General features: G+C 39.2%; 21 protein-coding genes and 1 pseudogene. 3 read left to right on the forward strand and 19 right to left on the reverse strand.

Going from position 1 to position 23721, the window contains the following annotated elements; genetic code table 11:
- The 4 genes from hisC to gyrA form a co-directional block, all read right to left on the reverse strand.
- Window positions 1-1131 (reverse strand): histidinol-phosphate transaminase, encoded by a 1131-nt coding sequence (gene hisC, locus A379_RS01110; protein WP_040725082.1) that lies wholly within the window; start codon window positions 1129-1131, stop codon window positions 1-3.
- 44 nt (window positions 1132-1175) lie between these two features.
- Window positions 1176-2267, reverse strand: a complete 1092-nt coding sequence (pheA, locus tag A379_RS01115; RefSeq protein ID WP_040725085.1) for a prephenate dehydratase — start codon at window positions 2265-2267, stop codon at window positions 1176-1178.
- A gap of 55 nt (window positions 2268-2322) precedes the next feature.
- Window positions 2323-3417 carry a 3-phosphoserine/phosphohydroxythreonine transaminase gene (gene serC, locus A379_RS01120; protein ID WP_040725087.1) on the reverse strand — a complete coding sequence of 365 codons (1095 nt, stop codon included), beginning with the start codon at window positions 3415-3417 and terminating at the stop codon, window positions 2323-2325.
- 137 nt (window positions 3418-3554) lie between these two features.
- A complete protein-coding gene (gene gyrA / locus A379_RS01125; protein ID WP_040725089.1) occupies window positions 3555-6209 on the reverse strand; it encodes a DNA gyrase subunit A in 2655 nt (884 codons plus the stop codon).
- 258 nt (window positions 6210-6467) lie between these two features.
- On the opposite strand from gyrA, the gene ubiG reads away from it, so the two are divergent.
- From ubiG to A379_RS01140, 3 genes are read left to right on the forward strand one after another with little or no spacing between them, the layout of a single operon-like run.
- On the forward strand, window positions 6468-7187 hold the full coding sequence (gene ubiG / locus A379_RS01130) for a bifunctional 2-polyprenyl-6-hydroxyphenol methylase/3-demethylubiquinol 3-O-methyltransferase UbiG (RefSeq protein WP_232744797.1): 720 nt from the start codon (window positions 6468-6470) through the stop codon (window positions 7185-7187).
- A gap of 54 nt (window positions 7188-7241) precedes the next feature.
- The gene (locus A379_RS01135) at window positions 7242-7898 is read left to right on the forward strand and encodes an HAD family hydrolase (protein ID WP_081696297.1); all 657 of its coding nucleotides are present in this window, start codon (window positions 7242-7244) and stop codon (window positions 7896-7898) included.
- A gap of 15 nt (window positions 7899-7913) precedes the next feature.
- Window positions 7914-8630 (forward strand): SDR family NAD(P)-dependent oxidoreductase, encoded by a 717-nt coding sequence (locus A379_RS01140; RefSeq protein WP_040725092.1) that lies wholly within the window; start codon window positions 7914-7916, stop codon window positions 8628-8630.
- A 127-nt stretch (window positions 8631-8757) separates the two neighbouring features.
- Here the strand turns inward: A379_RS01140 and A379_RS13135 are convergent.
- The 15 genes and pseudogenes from A379_RS13135 to A379_RS01215 all read right to left on the reverse strand — a co-directional run bounded on the left by A379_RS13135 (window position 8758) and on the right by A379_RS01215 (window position 23533).
- Window positions 8758-9387 (reverse strand): annotated as a pseudogene (locus A379_RS13135) (DUF4386 domain-containing protein).
- Between the two features lie 83 nt (window positions 9388-9470).
- The gene (locus A379_RS01150) at window positions 9471-10490 is read right to left on the reverse strand and encodes a sodium:calcium antiporter (RefSeq protein WP_040725094.1); all 1020 of its coding nucleotides are present in this window, start codon (window positions 10488-10490) and stop codon (window positions 9471-9473) included.
- 412 nt (window positions 10491-10902) lie between these two features.
- On the reverse strand, window positions 10903-11439 hold the full coding sequence (locus tag A379_RS01155) for a GNAT family N-acetyltransferase (protein WP_040725096.1): 537 nt from the start codon (window positions 11437-11439) through the stop codon (window positions 10903-10905).
- 123 nt (window positions 11440-11562) lie between these two features.
- The gene (locus A379_RS01160; RefSeq protein WP_040725098.1) at window positions 11563-11919 is read right to left on the reverse strand and encodes an MmcQ/YjbR family DNA-binding protein; all 357 of its coding nucleotides are present in this window, start codon (window positions 11917-11919) and stop codon (window positions 11563-11565) included.
- Window positions 11920-11968: 49 nt separating this feature from the next.
- A complete protein-coding gene (locus A379_RS01165) occupies window positions 11969-12811 on the reverse strand; it encodes a transposase (RefSeq protein WP_040725099.1) in 843 nt (280 codons plus the stop codon).
- A 66-nt stretch (window positions 12812-12877) separates the two neighbouring features.
- Window positions 12878-13186, reverse strand: a complete 309-nt coding sequence (locus tag A379_RS01170) for a hypothetical protein (RefSeq protein ID WP_040725100.1) — start codon at window positions 13184-13186, stop codon at window positions 12878-12880.
- Window positions 13187-13308: 122 nt separating this feature from the next.
- A complete protein-coding gene (locus A379_RS01175) occupies window positions 13309-13773 on the reverse strand; it encodes an ASCH domain-containing protein (protein ID WP_040725103.1) in 465 nt (154 codons plus the stop codon).
- Window positions 13774-13842: 69 nt separating this feature from the next.
- Window positions 13843-14484 carry a Vat family streptogramin A O-acetyltransferase gene (locus tag A379_RS01180; RefSeq protein WP_369759653.1) on the reverse strand — a complete coding sequence of 214 codons (642 nt, stop codon included), beginning with the start codon at window positions 14482-14484 and terminating at the stop codon, window positions 13843-13845.
- Between the two features lie 130 nt (window positions 14485-14614).
- Window positions 14615-15640 (reverse strand): tryptophan--tRNA ligase, encoded by a 1026-nt coding sequence (gene trpS, locus A379_RS01185; RefSeq protein ID WP_051144856.1) that lies wholly within the window; start codon window positions 15638-15640, stop codon window positions 14615-14617.
- A gap of 273 nt (window positions 15641-15913) precedes the next feature.
- A complete protein-coding gene (locus A379_RS01190; RefSeq protein WP_040725109.1) occupies window positions 15914-16450 on the reverse strand; it encodes a GNAT family N-acetyltransferase in 537 nt (178 codons plus the stop codon).
- A gap of 124 nt (window positions 16451-16574) precedes the next feature.
- The gene (locus A379_RS01195) at window positions 16575-16988 is read right to left on the reverse strand and encodes an ester cyclase (protein WP_040725111.1); all 414 of its coding nucleotides are present in this window, start codon (window positions 16986-16988) and stop codon (window positions 16575-16577) included.
- 374 nt (window positions 16989-17362) lie between these two features.
- Window positions 17363-18997, reverse strand: a complete 1635-nt coding sequence (locus A379_RS01200; protein WP_040725114.1) for an ABC transporter ATP-binding protein — start codon at window positions 18995-18997, stop codon at window positions 17363-17365.
- Between the two features lie 8 nt (window positions 18998-19005).
- Window positions 19006-20388 carry an ABC transporter permease gene (locus A379_RS01205; protein WP_232744798.1) on the reverse strand — a complete coding sequence of 461 codons (1383 nt, stop codon included), beginning with the start codon at window positions 20386-20388 and terminating at the stop codon, window positions 19006-19008.
- Complete coding sequence (locus tag A379_RS01210) at window positions 20385-21362, reverse strand: ABC transporter permease (protein WP_040725116.1); 978 nt, start codon at window positions 21360-21362, stop codon at window positions 20385-20387. Before A379_RS01210 ends, A379_RS01205 begins: the two co-directional genes overlap by 4 nt.
- Complete coding sequence (locus A379_RS01215; RefSeq protein ID WP_051144858.1) at window positions 21362-23533, reverse strand: ABC transporter substrate-binding protein; 2172 nt, start codon at window positions 23531-23533, stop codon at window positions 21362-21364. The genes A379_RS01210 and A379_RS01215 overlap by 1 nt, the downstream gene beginning before the upstream one ends.
- Window positions 23534-23721 lie beyond the last annotated feature (188 nt).

Here is a 23721-nt window from a genome sequence, read left to right on the forward strand (position 1 = left end):
TTATGATTGGTCAGCTAGAACAGTTTTTAAAGCGTCTATGAAATGAGCATTTTCAATCTGTGTGCCAATTGATACTCTTAAATACTGCATAATTCCGTAATTGGCGACTGGTCTTACAATTACACCTTGTTCAAGTAAGCTTTGGTTATAGTGCAAAGCGTCTTCACCTAAGTCGATACACACAAAATTTCCAACTGACGGTATGTGTTTTATTTCTAATTCATCAAGCGCATCAATAATTTGACGCATTCCCTGCTGATTGACCTTAACTGCTTCTGCAACAAATTCTTGGTCTTGTAAAGCAGCAATGGCAGCCACTTGCGCAAACTGATTCACATTAAAAGGTTCGCGTACCTGGTTGATATATTGAATGGTTTCTACATTCCCCACCATATAACCTAAACGTAATGAAGCTAAACCATAGGCTTTTGAAAAAGTACGTGAAATCAATAGGTTTGGGTACATTTTTAAATAATCAATACCATCAAAATATTCATTTTCATCCATAAAAGATTGTGCATACTCAACATAAGCTTCATCTAACACCACAATCACTTTTTGGGGAACTTGGCTAATAAAGTCCTGCCACTCTGTACGAGTAAAAAATGTGCCTGTTGGATTGTTTGGGTTAGCAATATAGATAATTTTAGTTTTATCAGTAATCGCCGCTAACATGGCTGTTAAATCATGCCCCCAATTTTTTGCGGGCACTTCAACCCCAGTTGCACCCACCACCTGAGCAGAGATTGGGTAAACCGCAAATGCGTATTGTGAATAGATAATCTCATCACCAGGCCCAGCAAAAACGCGTGCAACCAATTCCAGCAATTCATTTGAACCGTTACCCACAGCAATTTGTTCTTTTTGCACCTTTAAAAATTCAGCTAAACGGGCTTTTAAATCATAAGCACTACCATCTGGATAACGAGCAATGTTTTGTAGCTCATTTTCAATCGCCTTAAGAGCGTGTTCACTGCACCCTAAAGGGTTTTCATTTGACGCTAGCTTAGTTATAGAGTCTAAGCCTAGCTCTCTTTGTAGTTCACTCACTGGTTTACCAGGAATATAAGGGTGAATTCCTAAAACCTGTGGTTGAACCTGATCACAAAAAGACGTGGAATGTGTTGTCATATATAAACCTAATTAAAGAGGTAAAAGATATTCAGATAGAGAAACTAAAGAGGAGAAACGGGAAATGACCCAAGTAACTTGTAAAAAGCGGCATTTTGCTCAACTTCCGCTAAAGCACTTTTTACATTGTCATCCTCTTTGTGTCCTAATACATCAATAAAGAAAATATAGTCCCATTTTTTATCGGTTGATGGACGAGAGATAATGCGGGTCATATTAATATTGCGTTTACTAAAACAACTTAAAACATCCAATAAAGCCCCAGCTTTATTATGAATCGACAAAATTAACGCCGTTTTATCTTCACCGCTTGGCTGAGTTGATTCTTTGCCAATCACCCAAAACTTGGTGGTGTTATCTTTAAAGTCTTCAATATTCGATTCTAAAATATTTAACTGATAAAGCTGAGCAGCTTGGTCAGAAGCAATCGCGGCTAAAGACGAATCACTCTGTGCCATTTTTGCCGCTAAGGCGTTTGAGTCTACCGCTTCAATCTCTGCCCAAGGTAGGTTGTTTTTTAACCACTGCTCACACTGCCCCAAGGCTTGTTGATGTGCCACCACTTTTTTAATCGACTCATGCGATTGCGCTTTGGACATTAAACAGTGATGAATCGGTAAATCGACCTCACCAGAAATTTGAAGTTTGGTTTTCATTAACTCATTTTGGGTTGACTTAACCACACCTTCTGATGAATTTTCTACTGGCACAATACCGTAATTAGCTTCACCTTTTTCAACGGCTGTAAAAACATCTTCAATGGTAGAAACCGCAACCGCATGAGCAGAAGAACCAAATTGTTTAACCACACTTGCATGAGAATAACTGCCTTCTGGCCCAAGATAAGCCACAGAAACAGGCTGTTCTAATGCCAAACAGGCCGACATAATTTCTCTAAACAGTTTAGCCATCTCAACATCAGGCAATAAGCTAGTATTACGCTCTTTTACCGCACGTAATACCTGTGCTTCACGCTCTGGTCGGTAAAACACTGCATTAACATTTCCACCCTGGGTTTTAATGTCCGCCACTTTTTGAGCACACGCAGCTCGTTGGCCAATGAGCTCTTGAATTTGTGCATCAATCGCATCAATCTGGTTACGAATTTCGGTTAATTGTGCCTGTTCCGTTGTCATTAAAAAGCCTGCTGTAAATTTAAATTTCTCTGGATTTTAAGGTGTCTATCTTAAGCTATGCGTTTTCAGCTGCAAATCGTTTCATAAAATCAATCAAGGCATCAATACCCTCTTCTGGCATAGCATTATAGATACTTGCTCGCATACCGCCAAATGCTTTATGCCCTTTTAAACTTAACAGGCCTGCTGCTTTTGACTGCTCTAAAAAAGCAGAATCAAATTCAGCATTACTTAAGTTGAAGGTTACATTCATCCAAGAGCGCTCAGAAACTTTGATGTTATTTGAATAAAAGCTTGAGGCATCAATGTAGTCATACAGTTTTTGCGCTTTACGTTCATTGATTTGAGAGATTGCGTGTACACCGCCAATGTCTTTAAGCCACTCAAATACCAGGCCTGCTAAGTACCAAGCATAGGTTGCGGGTGTATTAAACATAGACTCATTATTAGCATACACATCCCAGTTCATTAGGGTTGGGGTATCACTACGTGCATTACCTAATAAATCTTCACGCACAATCACAATGGCTAAACCAGCTGGCCCAATATTCTTTTGAGCACCCGCGTAAATCATGGCGTATTTACTTACATCAATTTCACGACACATGATATTCGATGACATGTCCGCAATAACAGGTTTGCCTTGAGCAAAAATCGTTTCTAAATGCTCATCTTTTAGTTCTAAACCAGTGATCGTTTCATTAACACAAATATGAATATACTTAGCATCTGCAGAAAACTTCCACTCACTCTGTGCTGGTACTTCCGTAGGGTTATCTTCTTGCCCACCCGCCACTACATTTACATTCGCGTAACGACTGGCTTCTTTAATCGCTTTGGTTGACCAAACACCCGTATTTAAGTAATCAACCGTGTCGTTTTGTTCAGCTAAATTCATTGGAATCGCCGCAAACTGTAACGAAGCGCCACCGTGCGTAAAAATCACTTTATAGTTATCTGGAATTTGCATGACATCGCGTAAATTCGCTTCCATCTTGTGCGCAACTTCCATGTACTCTTTACTGCGATGACTCATTTCCATGACTGACATACCCGTAGATTGCCAATCTAAAAACTCAGCGGCCGCTTTGCGCATTACCGCTTCAGGTAACATTGCGGGGCCCGCACTAAAATTAAATGCTCTTGACATTTTATTTCCTCAAATATACCAGGCCTGGTAAGTTTATAAATATCTTTATAAATATCATACTGTTACTTACCAGACCTATAACGCAAAAAGAACTCAATACCCAAGGATATTAAGCTCTTTATGGTTTCATTGATTATTTATTCAGCTGAATTTTTATCAGCAGATTGTTCATTTTCTGGATCAGCTACGTTGCCTTCTTCAGTTTGAGTGGTTGCTACTACTTCACCCTCAATGACGCCATCCATTTCAACTTCCATCTCTTCATCAATATCATCTTCGATATCAACTACGGCTAGGCCAACAACCTGCTCTCCCTTACCAACATTGATAAGTTTAACACCTTGAGTATTACGACCTACCACCGAGATTTCAGATACACGTGTTCTAACTAAAGTGGCTTTATTGGTGATAAGCACAATTTCTTGCTCTGGCGAAACCGACACCGCTGAAACCACAGGACCATTACGATCAGTTGTTTTAATAGAGATAACACCTTGACCACCACGATTAATAGTTGAGTAGTCTTCAACTGGTGTACATTTACCAAAACCATGCTCCGTTGCCGTTAAGATTAATGCATCAGGTTTAGCGACTTGCATGCTAATCACCTTAGCATCCACCAGTTTCATACCTCTTACACCGCGTGCCGTACGTCCCATAACACGCACATCACTCTCTTTAAAGCGAATCGCTTTACCGATATCACTGAACAACATAATCTCTTGTTCACCATCCGTAAGAGCTGTTCCAACTAATTCATCATCATCTAATAAGTCAACCGCAATAATACCGTTGGCACGTGGGCGAGAGAAGTCTTTAAGAGCAACACGCTTAACAATTGAGTTACGAGTGGCCATAAAGACCACACGTTCATCAAATTCGTTTACTGGTAGAACAGAAGTAATAACTTCATTTTCTTCAAGCGGCAAAACATTCACAATTGGTTTACCACGGCTACCACGGCTCGCTAAAGGTAACTGCCATGTTTTTTGCCAGTAAAGTTTACCTTTGTTTGAGAAGCAAAGCAGCATGTCATGGGTACTCGCCACAAACAATTGACCAACTTCATCTTCTTCTTTCATAGCCGTTGCCGACTTACCACGCCCACCACGTTTTTGTGCACGGTAATCACTCAATGGTTGAGTTTTAATATAGCCATCTTGAGACAGCGTCACAATACGATCTTCAACCGCAATTAAATCTTCTGCATCAAGGTCTTGGTAGCTGTAGTCAATTTCTGTTCTACGTGCATCACCAAAATTTTCAATAACTTCTAGTAACTCTTCTTTTACCACCTCAGTTAAGCGGTCTGGATTTCTTAAAATCTCTAAGAACTCGGCTATTTTAAGAATTAAGCCTTTGTACTCTTCAATGATTTTATCTTGTTCTAAACCCGTTAAACGGTGTAGACGCATCTCTAAAATTGCTTGAGCTTGAGTCGGTGATAATTTATAGGTTGCGCCGTCTGCACCAAACCCTTCTGGTAGGTCTTCAGGGCGAACGTCTTTCATCTCAACATTTTCAAGCAGATCAACCACTGCACCAATAGCCCACGCTTTTTCAAGCATGCGTTCTTTAGCCACAGCAGGGCTTGGAGACGCCTTGATAAGCTCGATCATCTCATCAATATTATTCAGCGCAACCGCCAAGCCTTCTAAGATATGCGCTTTTTCACGTGCTTTACGCAAATCAAAAATGGTACGACGAGTAACCACTTCACGACGATGTTTAACAAACGCTTCTACCACTTGTTTTAAGTTAAGTAGTTTTGGCTGACCATCAATCAGTGCCACCATATTCACGCCAAACACCGTTTGCATTGATGTTTGTTTAAATAGGTTGTTAATCACGACTTCAGGTACTTCACCACGACGAAGTTCGATAACGATTCGCATACCATCTTTATCGGACTCATCTCTTAAGCCAGTAATGCCTTCAATCTTTTTCTCTTTAACCAATTCAGCAATACGCTCAATCAATTTAGCTTTATTCACTTGGTAAGGAAGTTCATTCACAATAATTTGTGATTTACCTGACTTATCCGTTTCAACGGCTGTTTTAGAACGAATTTTTACTCGACCACGCCCTGTTTCATAGGCTTCGCGAATCCCAGAGGTACCATTGATTAATCCGTGGGTTGGGAAGTCTGGGCCTGGGATATGCTCCATTAGACCTGCAACATCAATTTCAGGGTTTTCAATGTAAGCCAAACACGCATTCACGGTTTCAGTAATGTTGTGTGGCGGAATATTGGTCGCCATACCCACCGCGATACCAGAAGAACCATTCACTAATAGGTTTGGAATACGAGTAGGTAATACGTTCGGTTCAGATTCAGAACCATCATAGTTTTCAGAGAAATTAACCGTCTCTTTCTCAAGATCCGCTAACAGCTGATGCGCAATCTTTGACATACGTATTTCTGTATAACGCATCGCCGCAGGCGAATCACCATCTACCGAACCGAAGTTACCTTGACCATCAACCAGCATATAACGTAATGAGAAAGGCTGTGCCATACGTACAATCGTGTCATATACAGCCGTATCACCATGAGGGTGATATTTACCGATTACGTCACCGACAATACGTGCCGATTTCTTGTAAGGCTTATTAAAGTCATTACTAAGCTCATTCATCGCATATAAAACACGACGATGAACAGGTTTCAAACCATCTCTTACATCTGGAAGTGCTCGCCCAACAATTACGCTCATGGCATAACTTAAATAGGACTGCTCCATCTCATCTTCTAGAGCAATAGGAATAATTTCGCGTGCAAACTCTGACATTTAATATCCATCTATTAAGTGAAAACTATAAAAAAACCTGATTATATAGCAAATAAAGCCCGTCTGGCGACAATATTATTATTCTCGACCCCCTGTCGAGAATTAAAGAAAATCCCGTGAAGGCTACTAAAATTAAAAATAAGCGGTTTTTCGTCTGTTTTTTTGACAATTTAAGATTTAAGCTCAATCAAAATTACATAATCTCGTATAATTTTGTGTTCAAAACTCAAAAACCACCCTTAATCTTTAGAGAACAGCATGGCATTAGAAGAAACAATGACAAGTAACGCAGATCAAAATGAACTCAATAACTTTAATCGTTTATCCAATACCTGGTGGGATTTAGAAGGTGAATTTGCTGCCTTACATAAAATCAATCCATTCCGTGTGGAATTTATAGAAAAGCACCATTCAATCGCAGGTCAAAGCATTGTTGATATTGGCTGTGGTGGCGGAATACTATCAGAATCTCTTGCCAAAGCTGGCGCTGATGTAACAGGGATTGATTTAGCTAAAGACGTATTAACGGTTGCTAAACTTCATGGTTTAGACAGCGGCGTTAAAGTGAATTATCAATTGATTGCCGCAGAACAGTATGCTGAAGAAAACCCTACAAAACACGATATGGTTACTTGCATGGAAATGCTTGAACACGTTCCAGACCCCGCTTCAATTATTCAAGCGGCTGCTAAATGCGTAAAACCTGGTGGCTGGGTGTTTTTCTCAACCTTAAACCGAAATTATAAATCGTATTTACTGGCCATATTTGCCGCTGAACAAGTTTTAAACTTGGTGCCAAAAGGCACGCACACCCATGAAAAATTCATCACCCCTGCCGAGATGGATGCCATGGCTCGTAATGCTGATTTATATTTAAGGGATTCCGCTGGTATTGAATTCAACCCTCTGTTAAATCGTTATGGATTAAACAAAGACGTAAGTGTCAACTACTTGCTTGCCTATCAAAAAGCGTTGTAATTCAATGCACCTAAACCCAACTATTCAATAAATTCAGAAAAATAGAGAAACTCAATGTCCATAAAATGCGTTCTATTTGATTTAGACGGCACCCTGCTAGATACCTCATACGATTTTACTCACGCCCTTAAATTAACTTGTGAAGAGTTCAATCAACCTGTACTGAATTATCAGGATATTAGAAGTACCGTTTCTAAAGGTGGTTTAGCCATGACTCAACTTGCTTTTCCTGGTATTGAAGGTGAAGAGCTAGAAAGTCGTAGACAAATCTTTTTAAAACATTATTTTGAGAACATCAATCATCACACTCAAATCTTTCCAGGCCTGGTAGCTGGCCTAGATGCGCTGGCAGCCAAAAATATTCCCTGGGGGATTGTGACAAACAAGCCAACACATTTGACCGAAGCGTTATTGAAAAACTTTTCATTTAAAAGTAAGCCAAAATCTATCGTATGCGGGGACACGCTTGCAACAAGAAAACCAAGTCCAGCCCCTATGTATTTAGCGGCCGATCAATGTGGTGTAGCCGCATCTGATTGTATTTATATTGGTGACCACCCTCGTGATATTGAGGCGGGCATTAATGCCAAAATGAAAACAGCCGCCGCTATGTATGGTTATTTACCAGCCGAAGCAACTGAAAAAGATTGGCCTGCAGACTACTTCTTTCACACCCCTTTTGAATTAAGTCAGTTTATTCAAACGCTTTAATTAAAGGAATCAAAGATGAAAACCTATTTAATTACTGGTGCCGCACAAGGTTTAGGCAAAGCCCTAGCTTTAAAACTTATTGCAGAAAACAACCAAGTTATCTTATTAGATAAAGAGTTAAAACGCCTTAATGCCTTCTATGATGAAATTGAACAGTCGCCTCTCAATATTGATTTGGTTGCGCTATACCCAATGGATTTGTTAGGTGCAAATATTGATAACTATCAAGAGTTTAAAGAAAATATCTCCAAAGAGTATAGTGTATTAGACGGTGTCTTTTTAAACGCGGCGACCTTGCCCGCATTTACACCCATTGAACATTTTGACTATATGCAATGGTATGAAGTATTGCACACTAACTTAAATGCCAACTTTCATCTTATTCAACAAACCCTACCGCTATTAGCCAACGCTAAAGAAGGTAAGCTTGTTGCCATCACGGATAACAATGTAAAACAACATCCAGCTTATTATGGTGCTTATGGTGTGGCTAAGGCGGGTTTAGAACAGCTATTAAAAACGGTAGCACAAGAGATAAAACAGAGCACAACACACTGTTATTTAGCCAACCTAGAAACCTTTGCAACCGAATCGCGTGGGCGATTATTTCCTGGCGAAAACCCAACCGAACTCACCTCAGCAGAGGATATGGCCAGCTTTGTTATCGATTCAGTCTTTGATAAACCAATAATGACAACCACAGCCGATTTTGGAACAATAGAAAAACTGTAATTTAAGAGTTACCAGGCCTGGTAAGATTTACTTGAAATAAATAAAGCGAACACATAAGTTTCAAGAAATAGAACCATGCCTTTTGCCTTGGCTAGCCACTTTACTAAAAAAGATTTATTTCAAAACCTTATAAAGGTGACTTACCGCCTTTTATAAGAAGCCAAATAGCAAACGACATCTCACCCAAAATGCTTGGGACGGCCACTAGTGCCAAGAAAACCGAAGCATAAGTCTCATAATTTAGCAGCATAAAATGAGCAGCTGTATCTAGCATATACATCACGCCAGCAATCACCAAAAAGGTGGCAATGATTTTAGGTTTACCTATTATTTTGCCTAGCAAGATAAGATGAATTCCAAAAAAGAAGAGTCCAATAAGCCAAATAGTATTAAAAGTATCAACTTGCTTTAAAATCTCTTCACTTGTCGTTTAAGCAAGCGTCATGGGAAGCGCGAAAATGGCAATCCCCATAATTACCGCGTGCATCATTCTAAACAATAGACTTAATAACGATAATGAATGGCGCTTAAACAACTCATAAAGCGCCCATGCGATAATGACATCACAAACAACCGTTATCATAAAAGCTAAAATGCCTACTCGTACAAAAACGGGGTTTTGCTGAACCGTGACTAAGGGGGTGTTTATCAAAGATTCAATCACAAAAAAGTTAGCAAATATGGCGGTAAAGAAAATAATTAAATAACTTACTCCCACAGCCAAAGAGAGTGTTCTTTGATCAATTGTTGAATTCATACTTTACCCCCATCCGTATCATTCATAAACGGCATTAAATCTAGCGTAATCAAATGAAATCTTGCTCATAAAGTAAAAGTGCTCTAAGCACTCGCTATAACCACACTCAATGCAATAACATAAACACTCAAAATAAGCGCGCTTTCAAATCCAATTCGGCCAATACCATAGGTCTCACGCCGCACCATACCCAACAATAATATCGCCGTCATTAAAATACTGACCAGACCCCATGTCATCTGAACAGGTGCCATATCATGATAGATAGACCCTTCAGAATAGCCCGCATCCGCTGCCGCAACCACCAACATATTAAAACAATTTGTTCCAAATATATTGCTTACCGCAAGGGTTAGCGCGCCAATACGTATGGCAGCAATCGTGGTTACCAACTCTGGTGTAGAGGTTGCAAAGGCGGTAAACAAACCACCCACTAAAGTTTCTGACATTCCTGTCTGATCGGCAATATTTTTAGCAGCTTCCATCAATATCCACCCCGCTACCCCCGTTAAAATAGCCATACTAAAAAAGCCAAACCATACGCCATTAAGCTTTTTATTTGGGTGTTTGCCAGGTTCATCGGTAACGGTTTGATGAGTCTGCTTTGGAAACCACATTGGTTTAGTTTGTGTTCGGTGAACCAAATGCAAACCAAACAGATAGGCTGCAATAATCACTGGAGTAACGGGATGCATATTCCAATAAGTGACTGGTGGAGTAAATACCGCTAGCAATGGCAAAGTTAATAATACAATCAATAACCCCGCTAACATCAAATTAACCGTAGAGGCCGCCGCATGTTCTAAATTCGCCTTACGGTAAAAGATGTCGGCCACCCCAAGAAAGACCAAATTTACCGCCATACTCCCCATCACGTTACTCATGGCTAAATCGGGTCTGGAATCTACTGCGGCACTTAAGGTTGCCGCAAAGTCAGGCAAAGACGTTACGCCCGCTAACAGCAAGACCCCAAACAACGCTTCACCCAATCCTGTTTGATCGGCTAGGGTGTCAGCCTGTTTAGCCAGTTTGCTACCCGCAATCACAATCACTAGGGCTGCAATGCTAAAAGCGATAATACTCATGGTTAGGGAAGTAAGCATAACAATCTCATTCAGTTAGAAGGTACTATTAATTTCTTGTAACATTTTATTGTTTAAATGGGCTGAGTAATATTCATAAATACTAGAGCATATTCTTGATCTATATATGAATTGATAATAGCATTATTGGTCATAAAAGGTTAGCGTGCCTTTTAAAACCATAATCAAGAACTGGCTTCATAATTTATCTGTTACCAGGCCTGGTAACTCCAGATAAATTCAGATATTAACCTGTCAACAATGTCTTCTCTTGAAAATGAATTTGAAGCAAATCTCTTAGAGAATTTAACAAAATAACTCTGCCTAACAGACTGAAAATTTCTTGAAAATTGGTCTTGGTTAAAACTCATGCTCTCAGACCAAACGTTTAAGATGTACGGTGCAAATGCGCACCTTGTTATGTTTGTTACTTTTACCAATATATAGGATCATTGAATGCCTTAACGCATGTGGGGCGTTCTTTTATGGTTGGAATCGCGCCCTCCACCAAGGATTGACCTAACCAACCTTCTGGCATTGAAAGTTTAAGGGGAGCTTGGATAACACTTTCTGGGAGTGCCTGAAAACCAACTTTGGAATAGAAAGATGGGTCACCATAGGTGATAGCAACATCCACAGAACGGCTTTTCAATTCATTAAGCCCAAAGTTTATTAGTGATTGTCCAATGCCTTTTCCCTGATATTCAGCGCTCACAGCAACCGGAGCAAGCATGTAAACCTGGATTGGTTTATCAAACCGAAGGCGTGTAAAGAAAATAGAACCAATAAGTGATTCACTTTCATATGCTCCAATACAAATTATTTCTTCATTATCGATATCTGAAGATAACGCTGAGACTAAATTACCAATTAGCTGGCCTTCATCCTCACCTTCAGATGAAGTGAAAACAGACGTAAAAAGGCTCGTCACTTGATTATGACTATTTTTATCGAGGATTTTGTAATTCATTCTTTTATCTTTTGAATAGACTTTGTAAGCAATTTTTAGAAACATAACGTTGTAAATTAACCAGCGGCATAAATCGGAACGGAGTTTGATTCCGTCTGAGTTAACTTGGCCAGTTATGAGTTTTCACTGTTGTTCTAGTTTACCTCTATTAACTTTGGTTAGTTTACTGACCACTAACTTATATGAACCATTCGCTAAATCAATTAACATATCCTCAGACAATTCACCAGTAAGTGAAATCGTTATCCAGTGCTTTTTATTCATATAGTAACCTGGCACGACTGATTCGAATTGACTTACCAAAACCTCATTATCGGCTGGAGCACATTTAAGCGTTACTCGTGGAATATCCTCTTGCTGCGATACCAAAGCAAACATTTTTCCCATAACTTTAAATACTAAAGCTTCCGGGCCAAATGGATAACTAGCCTCTGAGCCTTTTAGCGTTGATAGATATTTTTCAAGTTTATCTTTATTCATTTCGGACATCCTTGCTACTAATAGTTCATTAGGGTCAATCTTATTAGGGTCAGGTCTTGCCTTTTGCCTTAACAATACGACTAACACGTGAATAATGTAACCCAAAATGATTCCCTATCGCCTTCATACTAAAAGCCCCTGTTTCATAGGCTTTACATATTGCGACATCTCTATCAATATACTGGCTTTCAAAGTAGGTAATCGGTTTTGCTACTTTTCGTGTTTGTGCAGATGGGCTTTCTTCTAGGCTTGTTTTTGAAGATATTTTGCTTTGCATATTTTTGATAAAAGATTCATCACCAAGATATATTTGATTTTTTAATTCATCCCATATCTTAGGTTGATTCATCCCCTCCGAAACAAACTCTCGATACACCTTTGCAGCATTAATCTTTTGGTCTGAAAAAGAAGATAAAATCCAGTCTACAGTTAGCCAGTTTTCAACTGAGGTAAAGCCTGCTGTTGAACGATAACTACTCCATGGCCAATCTTGAGCCGTAAGCACCTTGTTTGCTCTTACAGGATTCAATACAATATAGCGTGCTAATTCCAATAAATATGAATCTTTTTGAACCAAAATAGCTTTGTATCGCCCTTGAAAGACATGGCCAACTCTATTATGTGTGCGATTAAATCGTTGAGTGTACACTCCGTTTAAATGTCGCATACCTTTAGATAAGTTACCATCGGGAGTTTCAACCAAGAGATGATAATGGTTGGACATTAAACAATAAGCATGAATAACCCAATTAAAGCGTTCACACACTTCTTTTAGTATCTCAAGAAACATTGTTCTATCTTTATCATCACGATAGATATCTTCTTGGGCATTACCCCTTGATGTCACATGATATAAAGCACCTGCAAATTCTATTCTTAATGGTCTTGTCATAAAAACAACTTAACACGACAGAATAGCAAAAGGCAAGACCTGACCCCGTAGTCTCTTTTTTCGCCGTTACTGGTTGCCCCCATCTTTGTATTGTCGAATACACCTCTCCACTTCCTTTTTCAATATGCCGTGCTGAGAAATAGGAAAGGCAGTCCAACGGAATACCGTGCCATCTTTGAATTTAAAGCACACAGGAATAGCACCTATTTTTGCATGGAAATACACCAACTCAGAAATGTGTTTTGGCGTTCTACTGAAAAAGGGCCAAACCTTAAAGTGAATATAGCCATTAACAATCTTCACTTTCGCAGGGATACAAAAAACGAAAATCGTAAAAAAAATCGCTAAAACACCAATAACATCAAGAAAACTCATGTTTTTACTACTCTGCCCCTCTTTTCCCTGAACTCAAACTAACATACCGTAAACACTTAACCTACCGTTATTACTAAACTCGCTTAGCGTAGTTTGTCCCAGTTTAAGTACTTGTTATATTATTAAGGATATACGGTTTTGAACTGCTCCAAAACAAGCAACATATCCTCAGATGGCGCAATATTTAGCTCTTCACATTCTTTCGAAAAGAAATTCCAATGCGCGTTTTTCCACCACTCAAGACTCTTGTCGCCCTCACCTTCCAAGGCTGCAAACTCTGCGTTTACTTCATTGTATTTGCATTTAGTCACAGAGGTTACTTCAATAATACAAACGGGAGCACCATCCCAGTTTGTCACCACTTGAAGATGACCAACTTTTGGCAAGGTTTCGCCTTGTTCGCTATACCAAACATTTAAACTACACGATGCTCGCTTTTCACCACGTAATATTAAGTCAGCACAAACATTTGCGTTGTATTCATCAGCGCAAAAATAATCAGCGCTAAATGAGCTGTACTTCGATGCAGCCGCATCGGACAAGCTATTAAGGTATTGTTCTAAATATGATTTGCTTTTTTCATCCATGATATTAGCTCGATACTTGTTTAAAATATATAACGCCACGTTCAGCGACTTGTTCACTAGAATTTTTTACTAAAAATCACTTGCGTACCGAAGAGCAACTAGATCACTGCCAACTATCGCTTCAAGGTTTTCAGTGATTTTTTCTTCACTCCAATCCCACCAAGCTATTTCTAATAGTTCATTAATTGTACTTTCATCAAATCGATATTTAATGACTTTGGCAGGATTACCGCCTACAACGCAGTAAGATGGGACATCAGATACCACGACAGACTTACTCGCTATTATTGCACCATTGCCAATTTTGATTCCCGGCATAATTGTAGCTTCATATCCAATCCAAACATCATTCCCTATTTCTGTATCACCTTTGTGGGGTAGATCACCCTCTTTGGGCATGACCTTCTCCCAACCGTTACCGAATATTTGGAATGGGTATGTAGAAAAACCAGAAATTTTATGATTAGCGCCATTCATGATGAATTTTACGTCTTTTGCGATAGCGCAGAATTTCCCTATTAAAAGCTTATCCCCTATAAATGGAAAATGATAAAGCACGTTGCTCTCAAATCGCTCAGGGCCTTCAGGGTCATCGTAGTAGGTGTAGTCACCAACAACGATATTTTTAGACGAAATGTAGTTCTTCAAATATCCTACTTGAGGGAAACCCTTCATAGGTTCTTTATCTTCAGGATTTGGACCTTTCAAAATGCCTCCGATGTGTACGTGACTTTTAATCTCTTAATAACCAGCGAAAAATGGTGGGCAAAAATCGCGAAGCGTTAGCCCACTGTTTTAGGATCAGTTGATTAACTTGTTATACCTACCATATTGATTTTTTCTAATTAATTAAGTTAAGACCAAATGCACATTTAACGTTATTTAACACTTGATTCGTTTCTTCTTGCGACTTTTGGCTACCAATTCGAAGAATATCTATTAATTGAGCTTTATCTGACATAAACATTTCCCTACGTTCTCTAATTGGCCTTAATATATCTTGCAAGCACTCTTCTAGAATTTTTTTGGTTGTTCCGTCACCTAAACCACCGTTTTGGTATCTTTCCTTCAGCTCATCAATATAAACTGAGTCAGGGTGAAATGCATCTAAATAGGTAAAAACAACATTACCCCTAATTTGCCCAGGGTCTTCAACACTTAAATGATTAGGATCGGTGTACATCGACTTTACGGCTTTCGATATCTCTTTTTCACTGGAGCTCAAAAAAATACAGTTGCCCATTGATTTTGACATTTTATTTTTACCATCTGAACTTGGTAAGCGAGGCACTTTACTTAATAACGGTCGACACTCCACTAGAATATCATCTTGTGCAATATGATTTAATTTTCTCACTATCTCATTCGTTTGCTCAATCATTGGTAATTGGTCATCACCAACAGGAATTAAAGTGGCTCTAAATGCGGTAATATCCGCGGCTTGGCTAATCGGGTATGTTAAAAAACCTGTTGGAATTGAGCTACCAAATGATTTAGCTGAAATTTCACTTTTCACAGTGGGGTTTCTCTGTAATCTAGCAACAGAAACTAAGTTTGAATAATACATTGTCAATTCAGATAACGCGGGAATAGCTGACTGCAAACAAATAGTTGTTTTTAGAGGTTCAATGCCAACAGCCAAATAATCAGCGACAACATTCAAAATATTGGACGATACCTTGTGTGGATTATGACCGTTATCAGTTAAGCCTTGTAAATCTGCAACTAAAATGGTCTGTTCGTGATCATGTTGTAGCTTAACTCGTTGCTGAAGCGAACCAACAAAATGTCCGAGATGAAGCTGACCTGTTGCTCTATCTCCAGTTAATATTTTTTCTTTTTTTAAGTTTTTTCTTGGATTGTGCATAATATGACTCCTAATTTTTACCATCGGAGACATAAATGAGGTTATTCATAAGCGGTCTTCCGACGGCTTTGAATAAATGTGATTCAGCGCCGCTCTATAAAATAGAGCGCCACCATGAAATTGAGAATAAGTTGTATGTAGTGTTTGTTTGCATGGATTTACAATATCATTCATCAAAAAATGATTCAAGGAATTTAGCTTAGTGGATAACGCCTAGCTAAGCGGCGTGCATATTTGGCGCGTCCGCTGTAGCTAATTGTTATGTTTTGGTTGTTACCACAAGGCAGGGTCATTGAATTCCTCAACACATATAGGTCGTTCTTTAATTATTGGAATTGGTTTACCTGTTAAAGACTGACCTAACCAACCTTCTGGCATTGAAATCTTTAACGGAGCCTGGATAACTTGCTCTGATAAGCTTTTAAACCCAACTTTGGAATAGAAAGAGGGATCTCCATATGTGACAGCAATATTAACAGAGCGTTTTTTGAGTTCATTAAGCCCATAATTTATGAGTGCTTGTCCAATCCCCATTCCCTGATGCTTAGTGCTAACTGCAACAGGAGCGAGCATGTAAACCGAAATGGGTTCATTAAAGCTTAGACGAGTAAAGAAAATTGCTCCGATAATTGACTCATTTTTATATGCACCGACGGCTATTATTTCTTTATTGTTTATATTAGTTGATAGTTTAGATACTAGATTACCAATTATTCTGCCTTCTCCCTCCCCTTCGGATGAAGAGAAGGTTTCCGTAAACAGAGTTACTACTTCTTGCTTATTCTTTTTGTCGAGAATTTTAAAGTTCATGCCTTACTCTGATAATTTATTTTGAAACATAACGTCGCGCTCATCGGCAATTTAGGAGCGCAGCGAGTAATTTTTCCGCGTGTTGCAACTCGTTATGTCTCTTTTCGAACGGTTAGATAATGCATTAGGAGAGTTCAGGGACAACCCCAAGCTGTTGAAAAAAGCTCAAGTTATCGAGAATCTCCCAATCCTCGAAGATCTTGTTGTCTTTAAATCGGCTCATTACCATTCCTCGGACTTCCACTGACTTTTTAGTTGCCGGAATCCCCATGAAATCGTCCTCGTGAGTGCCACTAAGTGTAAAGGCAGTACACGAGCGGTCATTTGACGCAAACAGATCATCTATCTGAAGGTTAAGATCAGGAAAGGCTTTGCGGAACGCCTGAATAAATTCTGTCAATTGACCTATACCTTTTAGTTGGCTGTTGTCAGGACTCAAATATTGGTACTCAGTATGAATTACATCCTCGAGTATCGAAAGATTCCCCTTGTTGAACGCTTCATCAATGAAGGTACGAATTAAGACTTCTGGTTGCATACTTTTCTCCTTTAGTGAGCAGATTCATAGCGACATAACATTTAGTATAAGGCACAAACGCCCTAATATATTGTATTGAAGTAATAAGCATATCCTTTTGTTCTAATATTCTGCTGGCCTGGCAATAGGTTAGGTTATGAAATATTATCAAGATAATCTGTTTTAAATACGGTAATTAGTTATGAATACTACAACAAATGAACTTATCTTTGTAGAATAAATACGTACACTTTAGAGCATGAACACGACATTATTAACCACAATTTACCCTATGCTCACAGAACAACGATAGCCACAGAGAATATCAGGCCTGGTAAAACTGGATTTGAAACCACTTAATAAAAAAACTTCGTGCCTTCGTGGTAAACCTGTTTTTAAGCAAACATAACCTTACGAATTAATTCAGGTGCGGAGTTAAGCAGTTGTTTTGTGTAGTCTTGTTGCGGGTTGTGCATGATTTGTTCTACGGTTCCGTGTTCTACTACTTTGCCGTTTTGCATGACCGCTACTTTGTGGGCAATGGTTGGAATAATGGATAGATCATGGGTAATAAACAGGTAGGAAAGTTGGTACTTTTTCTGTAAATCTTCTAATAGTTCTAAAACTTGTGCTCGCACGGTGACATCTAATGCGCTAGTCGGTTCATCACAAATAATGAGCTCGGGTTCTACGGCTAAGGCTCTGGCAATACCGATACGTTGACGTTGACCGCCTGAGAATTCATGTGGGTAGCGGTGTTTAAACTCTGTTTCTAGGCCAACTTGTTCAAGCAGTTCATCGATTCGGTTATCTTGATCTTGTCTGTTTTGACTGCCTACTTTTAAACTGACCATGCCTTCACGAATGATTTCGCTAATGGTCATACGTGGGTTAAGTGCTGAGAATGGATCTTGAAAGATAACCTGTATTTTTTTACGCAGCGGTTTCATCTGCTTTTCAGTCAGTTTGGTGAGTTGAATCTCTTGATTGTCTGATACATAAGAAACCGCACCATCGGTGGCGTTAACCAGTTTTAAAATGGCTTGGCCAATGGTGCTTTTGCCTGAACCTGATTCACCCACCAGGGCTAATGTTTGCCCTTTTTCGATACTTAAACTGACACCGTCAACCGCTTTTACCATACCCACAGTTCGTTGAAACAGACCTTTTTTAATAGGAAAATGTACTTTTAAATCAGTAAGTTCGAGTAGTTTTTCAGAATCTTTAGCAGGTTTTAAGATTTGCTTGGGCACGGCGTCTTGCAGTAGTTTTTTTGTATAAGGATGTGTGGCGTTGTTAAAGAAGGTCTCTTTTTCGGCTTGTTCTAAAATTTGCCCTTGTTTCATAACCGCTACGGTATCGGCCATTTCATACACCACACCCATGTCGTGTGTAATAAACAGAATAGACAGGCCTCGTTTACTACGAATCTCTTTGAGCAGTTGCAGCACCTGTGCTTGAATAGTGACATCTAATGCCGTAGTGGGTTCATCGGCAATCAGTAAATCAGGTTCACAGGCTAGAGCCATGGCGATCATCACACGCTGTTTTTGACCACCCGACAGCTGATGCGGATACCAGTCATAACGGTCTTTTGATTCAGGAATGCCCACTTCTTCAAACAAAGAAACCACTTTGGCTCTGGCCTGTTTGTTATTTAAACCTAAATGCAAACGTAGAACCTCTGCGACTTGATCGCCTACTTTCATAACAGGGTTAAGCGAGGTCATCGGTTCTTGAAAGATCATCGCGACTTGTTTACCACGCACTTTTTGCATTTGATATTCAGGCAGTTCAAATAGGTTTTGCTGATGTAAAGTAATCTGTCCACCACCAATTGTTAACACCTCTGGCAATAAGCGCATAATGGCTAAGCTGGTTAGGGATTTACCACTGCCCGACTCGCCCACTAGAGCAAAGATTTGACCCGCTTTTATATCAAAACTAATATCATTAATTAAGCGTTGTTCACCAATGTTTAAGACTAGGTTTTTAACACTTAATACGGTCGATACGGTTGATTGAGACATTTGGATTCCTATTTCTCTGATCTTGGGTTAAGTACCCATTGAACTCGGTCGGCAAAAAGGTTTGCGGCTAACACTAAAATAAACATAAAACAAAATGCAGAAAGCAGTGACCACCAAACCATGGGTTCACGCGCCATCTCTAACCTGGCTTGGTTAATCATATTACCCCAGCTTGGCATGGTTGGATCTACCCCAACCCCAACGTAGGATAATACGGCTTCGGCCAATACTAACCCACTAAAATCGAGTACTAAAGCGATTAAGATGAGGTGCACCAGATTCGGTAAAATGTGTTTTCTAATAATAGTAAAAGGTTTTAAGCCAAACGCTTTGGCGGCGGTAACATATTCTATTTGGCTGATTTTAAGGGTTTCTGCACGCAGTAAACGGCACAGGCCTGTCCAACTGGTCATGCCTAGAATTAAAATTAAAAATAGTAGACGCATATCAGCGCGCTCTTCGGTACTGCCAAACCATTCGGCATGCGTGCTCATAATAGATTGCATAACCAATACGGCGGCGGCAATTAATAATACGCCAGGTATGGAGTTTAAGGTGGTGTAAAAGTATTGAATGAGATCATCAATCCAACCTTTAAAATACCCTGCACTAATCCCTAGAACTAACGCTAATGGCAGCATTACTACAGTGGTTAAACCACCAATTAACACCCCTGTTCTAATGCTTTTGAGTGAGTTGTAAAAGACGTCTTCACCCACTTTATTGGTGCCCAATACATGATAGTTAAAACTGAGGTTATAAAGGGTGATACCCACTAATAGTAAAATAAACAGTGTGAGATATGCTGAACGCCAAGGAAGCGCTTTATTGTTTGACAATACTCTATTTTGTGCCAAGGCTTTTAGGTAAAAATATCCGTGAAAAGCGAAAAAAACCAATAACACAAGCAGTGTAATCATTAACGACCAGGTAAATTGGCTGAATAGATCAAACGCAATGCGGTCAGCATCCATATTGATGTGTTGCGCAACGTGTTTTAGCGGTAAATATACCTGTTTAACCTGCCCTATCTCATCATAAACAATACTGGAACTGTATTCCGTTAAGGCAAATGGAGCTGAATAGGTGCGTTCTGTATTTGCTATAAGGTGATTTAAACCCAGATCTAAAACACTGACCAGCTCTTTGTGATGACCGCTCTTCTCAGAGGGATCGATTTTAAAATGGGTTGAATCAAGCAAGGCGATAACAAAATAAACCATTAACACCATAATAGAGGCCATGGCGGTTTTAGACTGAAAAACGGCGCGCCACTGCGCTCTTTTTTGGGGGTCTTTAATGATTTGGCGTATACCTATCACCAGGAGAACAAAAAGCCCCCAAATCATGATATCAGTCCATAAAAATACGGGTGTCATTGTTTGTATCATGACAACTTCACTCTTGGGTCAAAATAAGTGTAAGAGATATCGGTGAGAATTAAGCCGATGATATAGAGTACCGAGCCTAAAAAGACCATGGCTTTAACAATACCAAAATCTTGAGATTGAATAGCATCAATGGTGTAACTTCCCAGGCCTGGTATACCAAAGAAAGATTCCATAATTAAACTGCCCATAAACAGGGTTGGAATCACCACCACAACGCCAGTAAGTATGGGTAATAAACCATTTTGTAAAACATGCCCAAAGAGCACCTTAATTTCTGAAAGCCCTTTTGCTCGGGCTGTTCTTACGTAGTCCTTATTGATTTCTTCTAAAAAGATACTGCGATACCAACGAATCCCTGCTCCAATACCAGCAAAGACTCCTATTAACACAGGTAAAATTAGAAACTTAATGCCCTCTAAACCCTCCGCATAGCCCGATATCGGCACCCAATGCCAAGTTTTACTAAAGAGAACTTGACCTGCAATGATATAGAAAAGTCCAGAAATAGACATAATGGCAACCGCAATGCCCATGGTTACGCTATCGAGGGTTGAGCCTCTAAAAAGCACAATCAACAAGGCAATGGCAATATTGGTAACTAAACCAATCATAAACGTTGGTAGAGCAATGGCTAAACTTGGCCACATTCGTTCGTAAATATCAGCGGAGATTTGTCGGCCAGAATCGGACTGACCAAAATCAAAACTGAATAATTTTAGAGACTCTTGCACAAATAAAGTATCTGAAATTTGCTGTAAACCACTTTGCTCTATATTAATAAACAGGGGCTTGTCATAACCATTACTCGCTTTCCAGGCCTGTATCATCTCAGGTGTAGTTTGTTTTGCGCCTAATTGCGCTCGTGCCATATCATCTGGCGTATTCACCATAAAAAACAGGGCAAAAGTAATTAGATTAACACCCAATAAAATGGGTACAGCAAACAGTAAACGTCTCACAATATAGGCAAACATTAAACATTACCCTCTTTTGCATTTGTTTTAGATGTCATTACTGAGCTTTGACGTTTTTTATAGGCGCGTGTTAGTGGCCAAATAGAGAGCAATAAAATCAATACAACCAAAATTAAAGGCCAAATAATCGGTTTATTCCAGGCCTGTTGTTTGTTGTAACGATCTTGCACATCAATACGTCTGTATTTTGTAGTGTTATTTGCCAGCGCATTAGGGTACACATTTTTTAACCAGCTATGGTACAACGCCAAAGATTTTGGGTTAAAGCCCCAAATCCACGGTGCATCTTGTTGGGCAATTTTAACCATTTTCTGAATAATAGCTAATCGTTCAGGGCCATTAGGCATGGTTTTCATCTGTTTGAAGAGTTGATTAAATTTAGGGTTGTCATAGTTAGCGCTATTGATTCCAGTGCCTTTAGTATTAATCACGGCATTGCCACCAAACAGCAAAAACAAAAAGTTTTCAGGGTCGGGGTAATCGGCATTCCAACCCCAAGAGAACATCTGAACTTTGGCTTGTCTTACCTTATCTTGAAAACGATTATAGTCAGTAGCTCGAATAATCAAATTAATACCAAGCTTGGCAAACTGTTTACGATACCAATTTAACTCTGACTGACTGTCTGGACCCGTGGCCGCAGTATCATAATAAAGTGACAAAGCCTCCCCATTTGGTTTGCGTCCATCAGGGTAACCCGCTTCAGCCAGCAGTTTCTTGGCATATTCAATAGACTTACGTTTAAGTTGATTGTTTTCTTGTTGATAAACAAACGGGTTTATTAACTCTTTTTGATGCCCATAAATACCAGGCGGAATTGGGCTTTGGGCGACCACGCCTCGTCCATTCATAAATATGGAAATATACTCTTCAAAATTGACGGCAATACTGATGGCTTGACGCAACTTTTGCTGTTTTTTTGAGTAGCCTCCAATCACAGGGTCGGCCATATTAAAACCAAAATAATAGATAGTGGGTTGAACATGACTTAAAAACTGAATACCACGCTCTTTCATCTCTGGGGTTAAACTCATATTGCCAGAACCCGAAATAGAAACCGCTTGATCAAAACTATCTGAACTCACACCTGAAGCATCGTAATAACCTTGCAAGAATTTGTTCCATAAAGGCACGCTCTCTTTTTCAAGCGTATAAACGACCTCTTTAATAAAGGGTAGCTGTTTACCAGCATCGTCTAAAAGCGCTGGATTAGCCTCTTCAGGCAAACCTGTACTGGGATAAAACACTTGATGATAGTTTTCATTGGCCACTAAACGCATTCTACGGTTAGGATTATTTTCTGCCAAATAATAAGGACCTGTACCAATTGGCGAAGTATCTATGGTGATATTACGTTCTACCAGGCCTGGTTGTTTATAAAACTTGTCAGCCTCCCAGGGAATTGGGGCAAAAAAGTTCATGGATAACCAGTATAAAAACTGCGGATAGCGACCATTTATTTTAATTTTAAAACGATATTTATCAATTAGTTGAACACCACCAATATCAAACTGGTTTAAGTCATAATAAGTTGTTTTATCCGAAGCATCTTGTTTTTTTAATTGCTCTTCAAACGCTTTAGTAACTTGTTGTGAATACGCTTTTAAACCAACAATATAAGGTGTCATAGAATCTAAAATAGGCGAGTGATTCTGACGTAATGCCATTCTTTTTATGGCGTAAATATAGTCACTCGCTGATAATTCTCGATTGGCTTGGTTTTTAAAATCATATATTGATTTAATTGCCGTGAGCTCGGATGCTTTTAACGTATGGTAGCTAAAGTCACCCTCTTTATTTTTAACAAAAGCGGGATGATGATGAAAATAGATGCCCTTCTTTATTTCAAAAAGGTATTCAGTAAAGGCAATATCCTGACTTTTTTCAGAGACTTTTTTACCCGCAGAATTTAAATACTGAATTTTAGGTAGTTCAGTGAGCGTTAGCGGCTCAACCGTATAAGGTCGTTTTAAATAATGATATTGTAGAGGAGGTTCATAGATTTGAGAGAGAATAGCCCACTCATTAGAATTATAAGAGACAACAGGGTCTAAATGCTTGGGCGGTGAACCAAAAGCACTGAACAGCGTTTGTTGCTTAACTTGATTTTCACTATAGGGTGCGTTCCAGTTATTTGCAGAAACCGTATAAGATAAAAAGAATAATCCCATTAATAACAGTATCTTGAACGGTTTTATAAGTACTCTATTTAGCATATGCCCTTGCAAACAAAATTTGTTAAAAATAATGAATCCTAACAATACATTCAAAAAATCATCTTTAAATACTTACCAGGCCTGGTCAAACCGTTTAAGGAAACAAATCGCCTAGAACAAAATTGAACCTGATTTTAGCAACT

Source organism: Thiomicrorhabdus sp. Kp2 (genome assembly GCF_000478585.1).
GTDB lineage: Bacteria > Pseudomonadota > Gammaproteobacteria > Thiomicrospirales > Thiomicrospiraceae > Thiomicrorhabdus.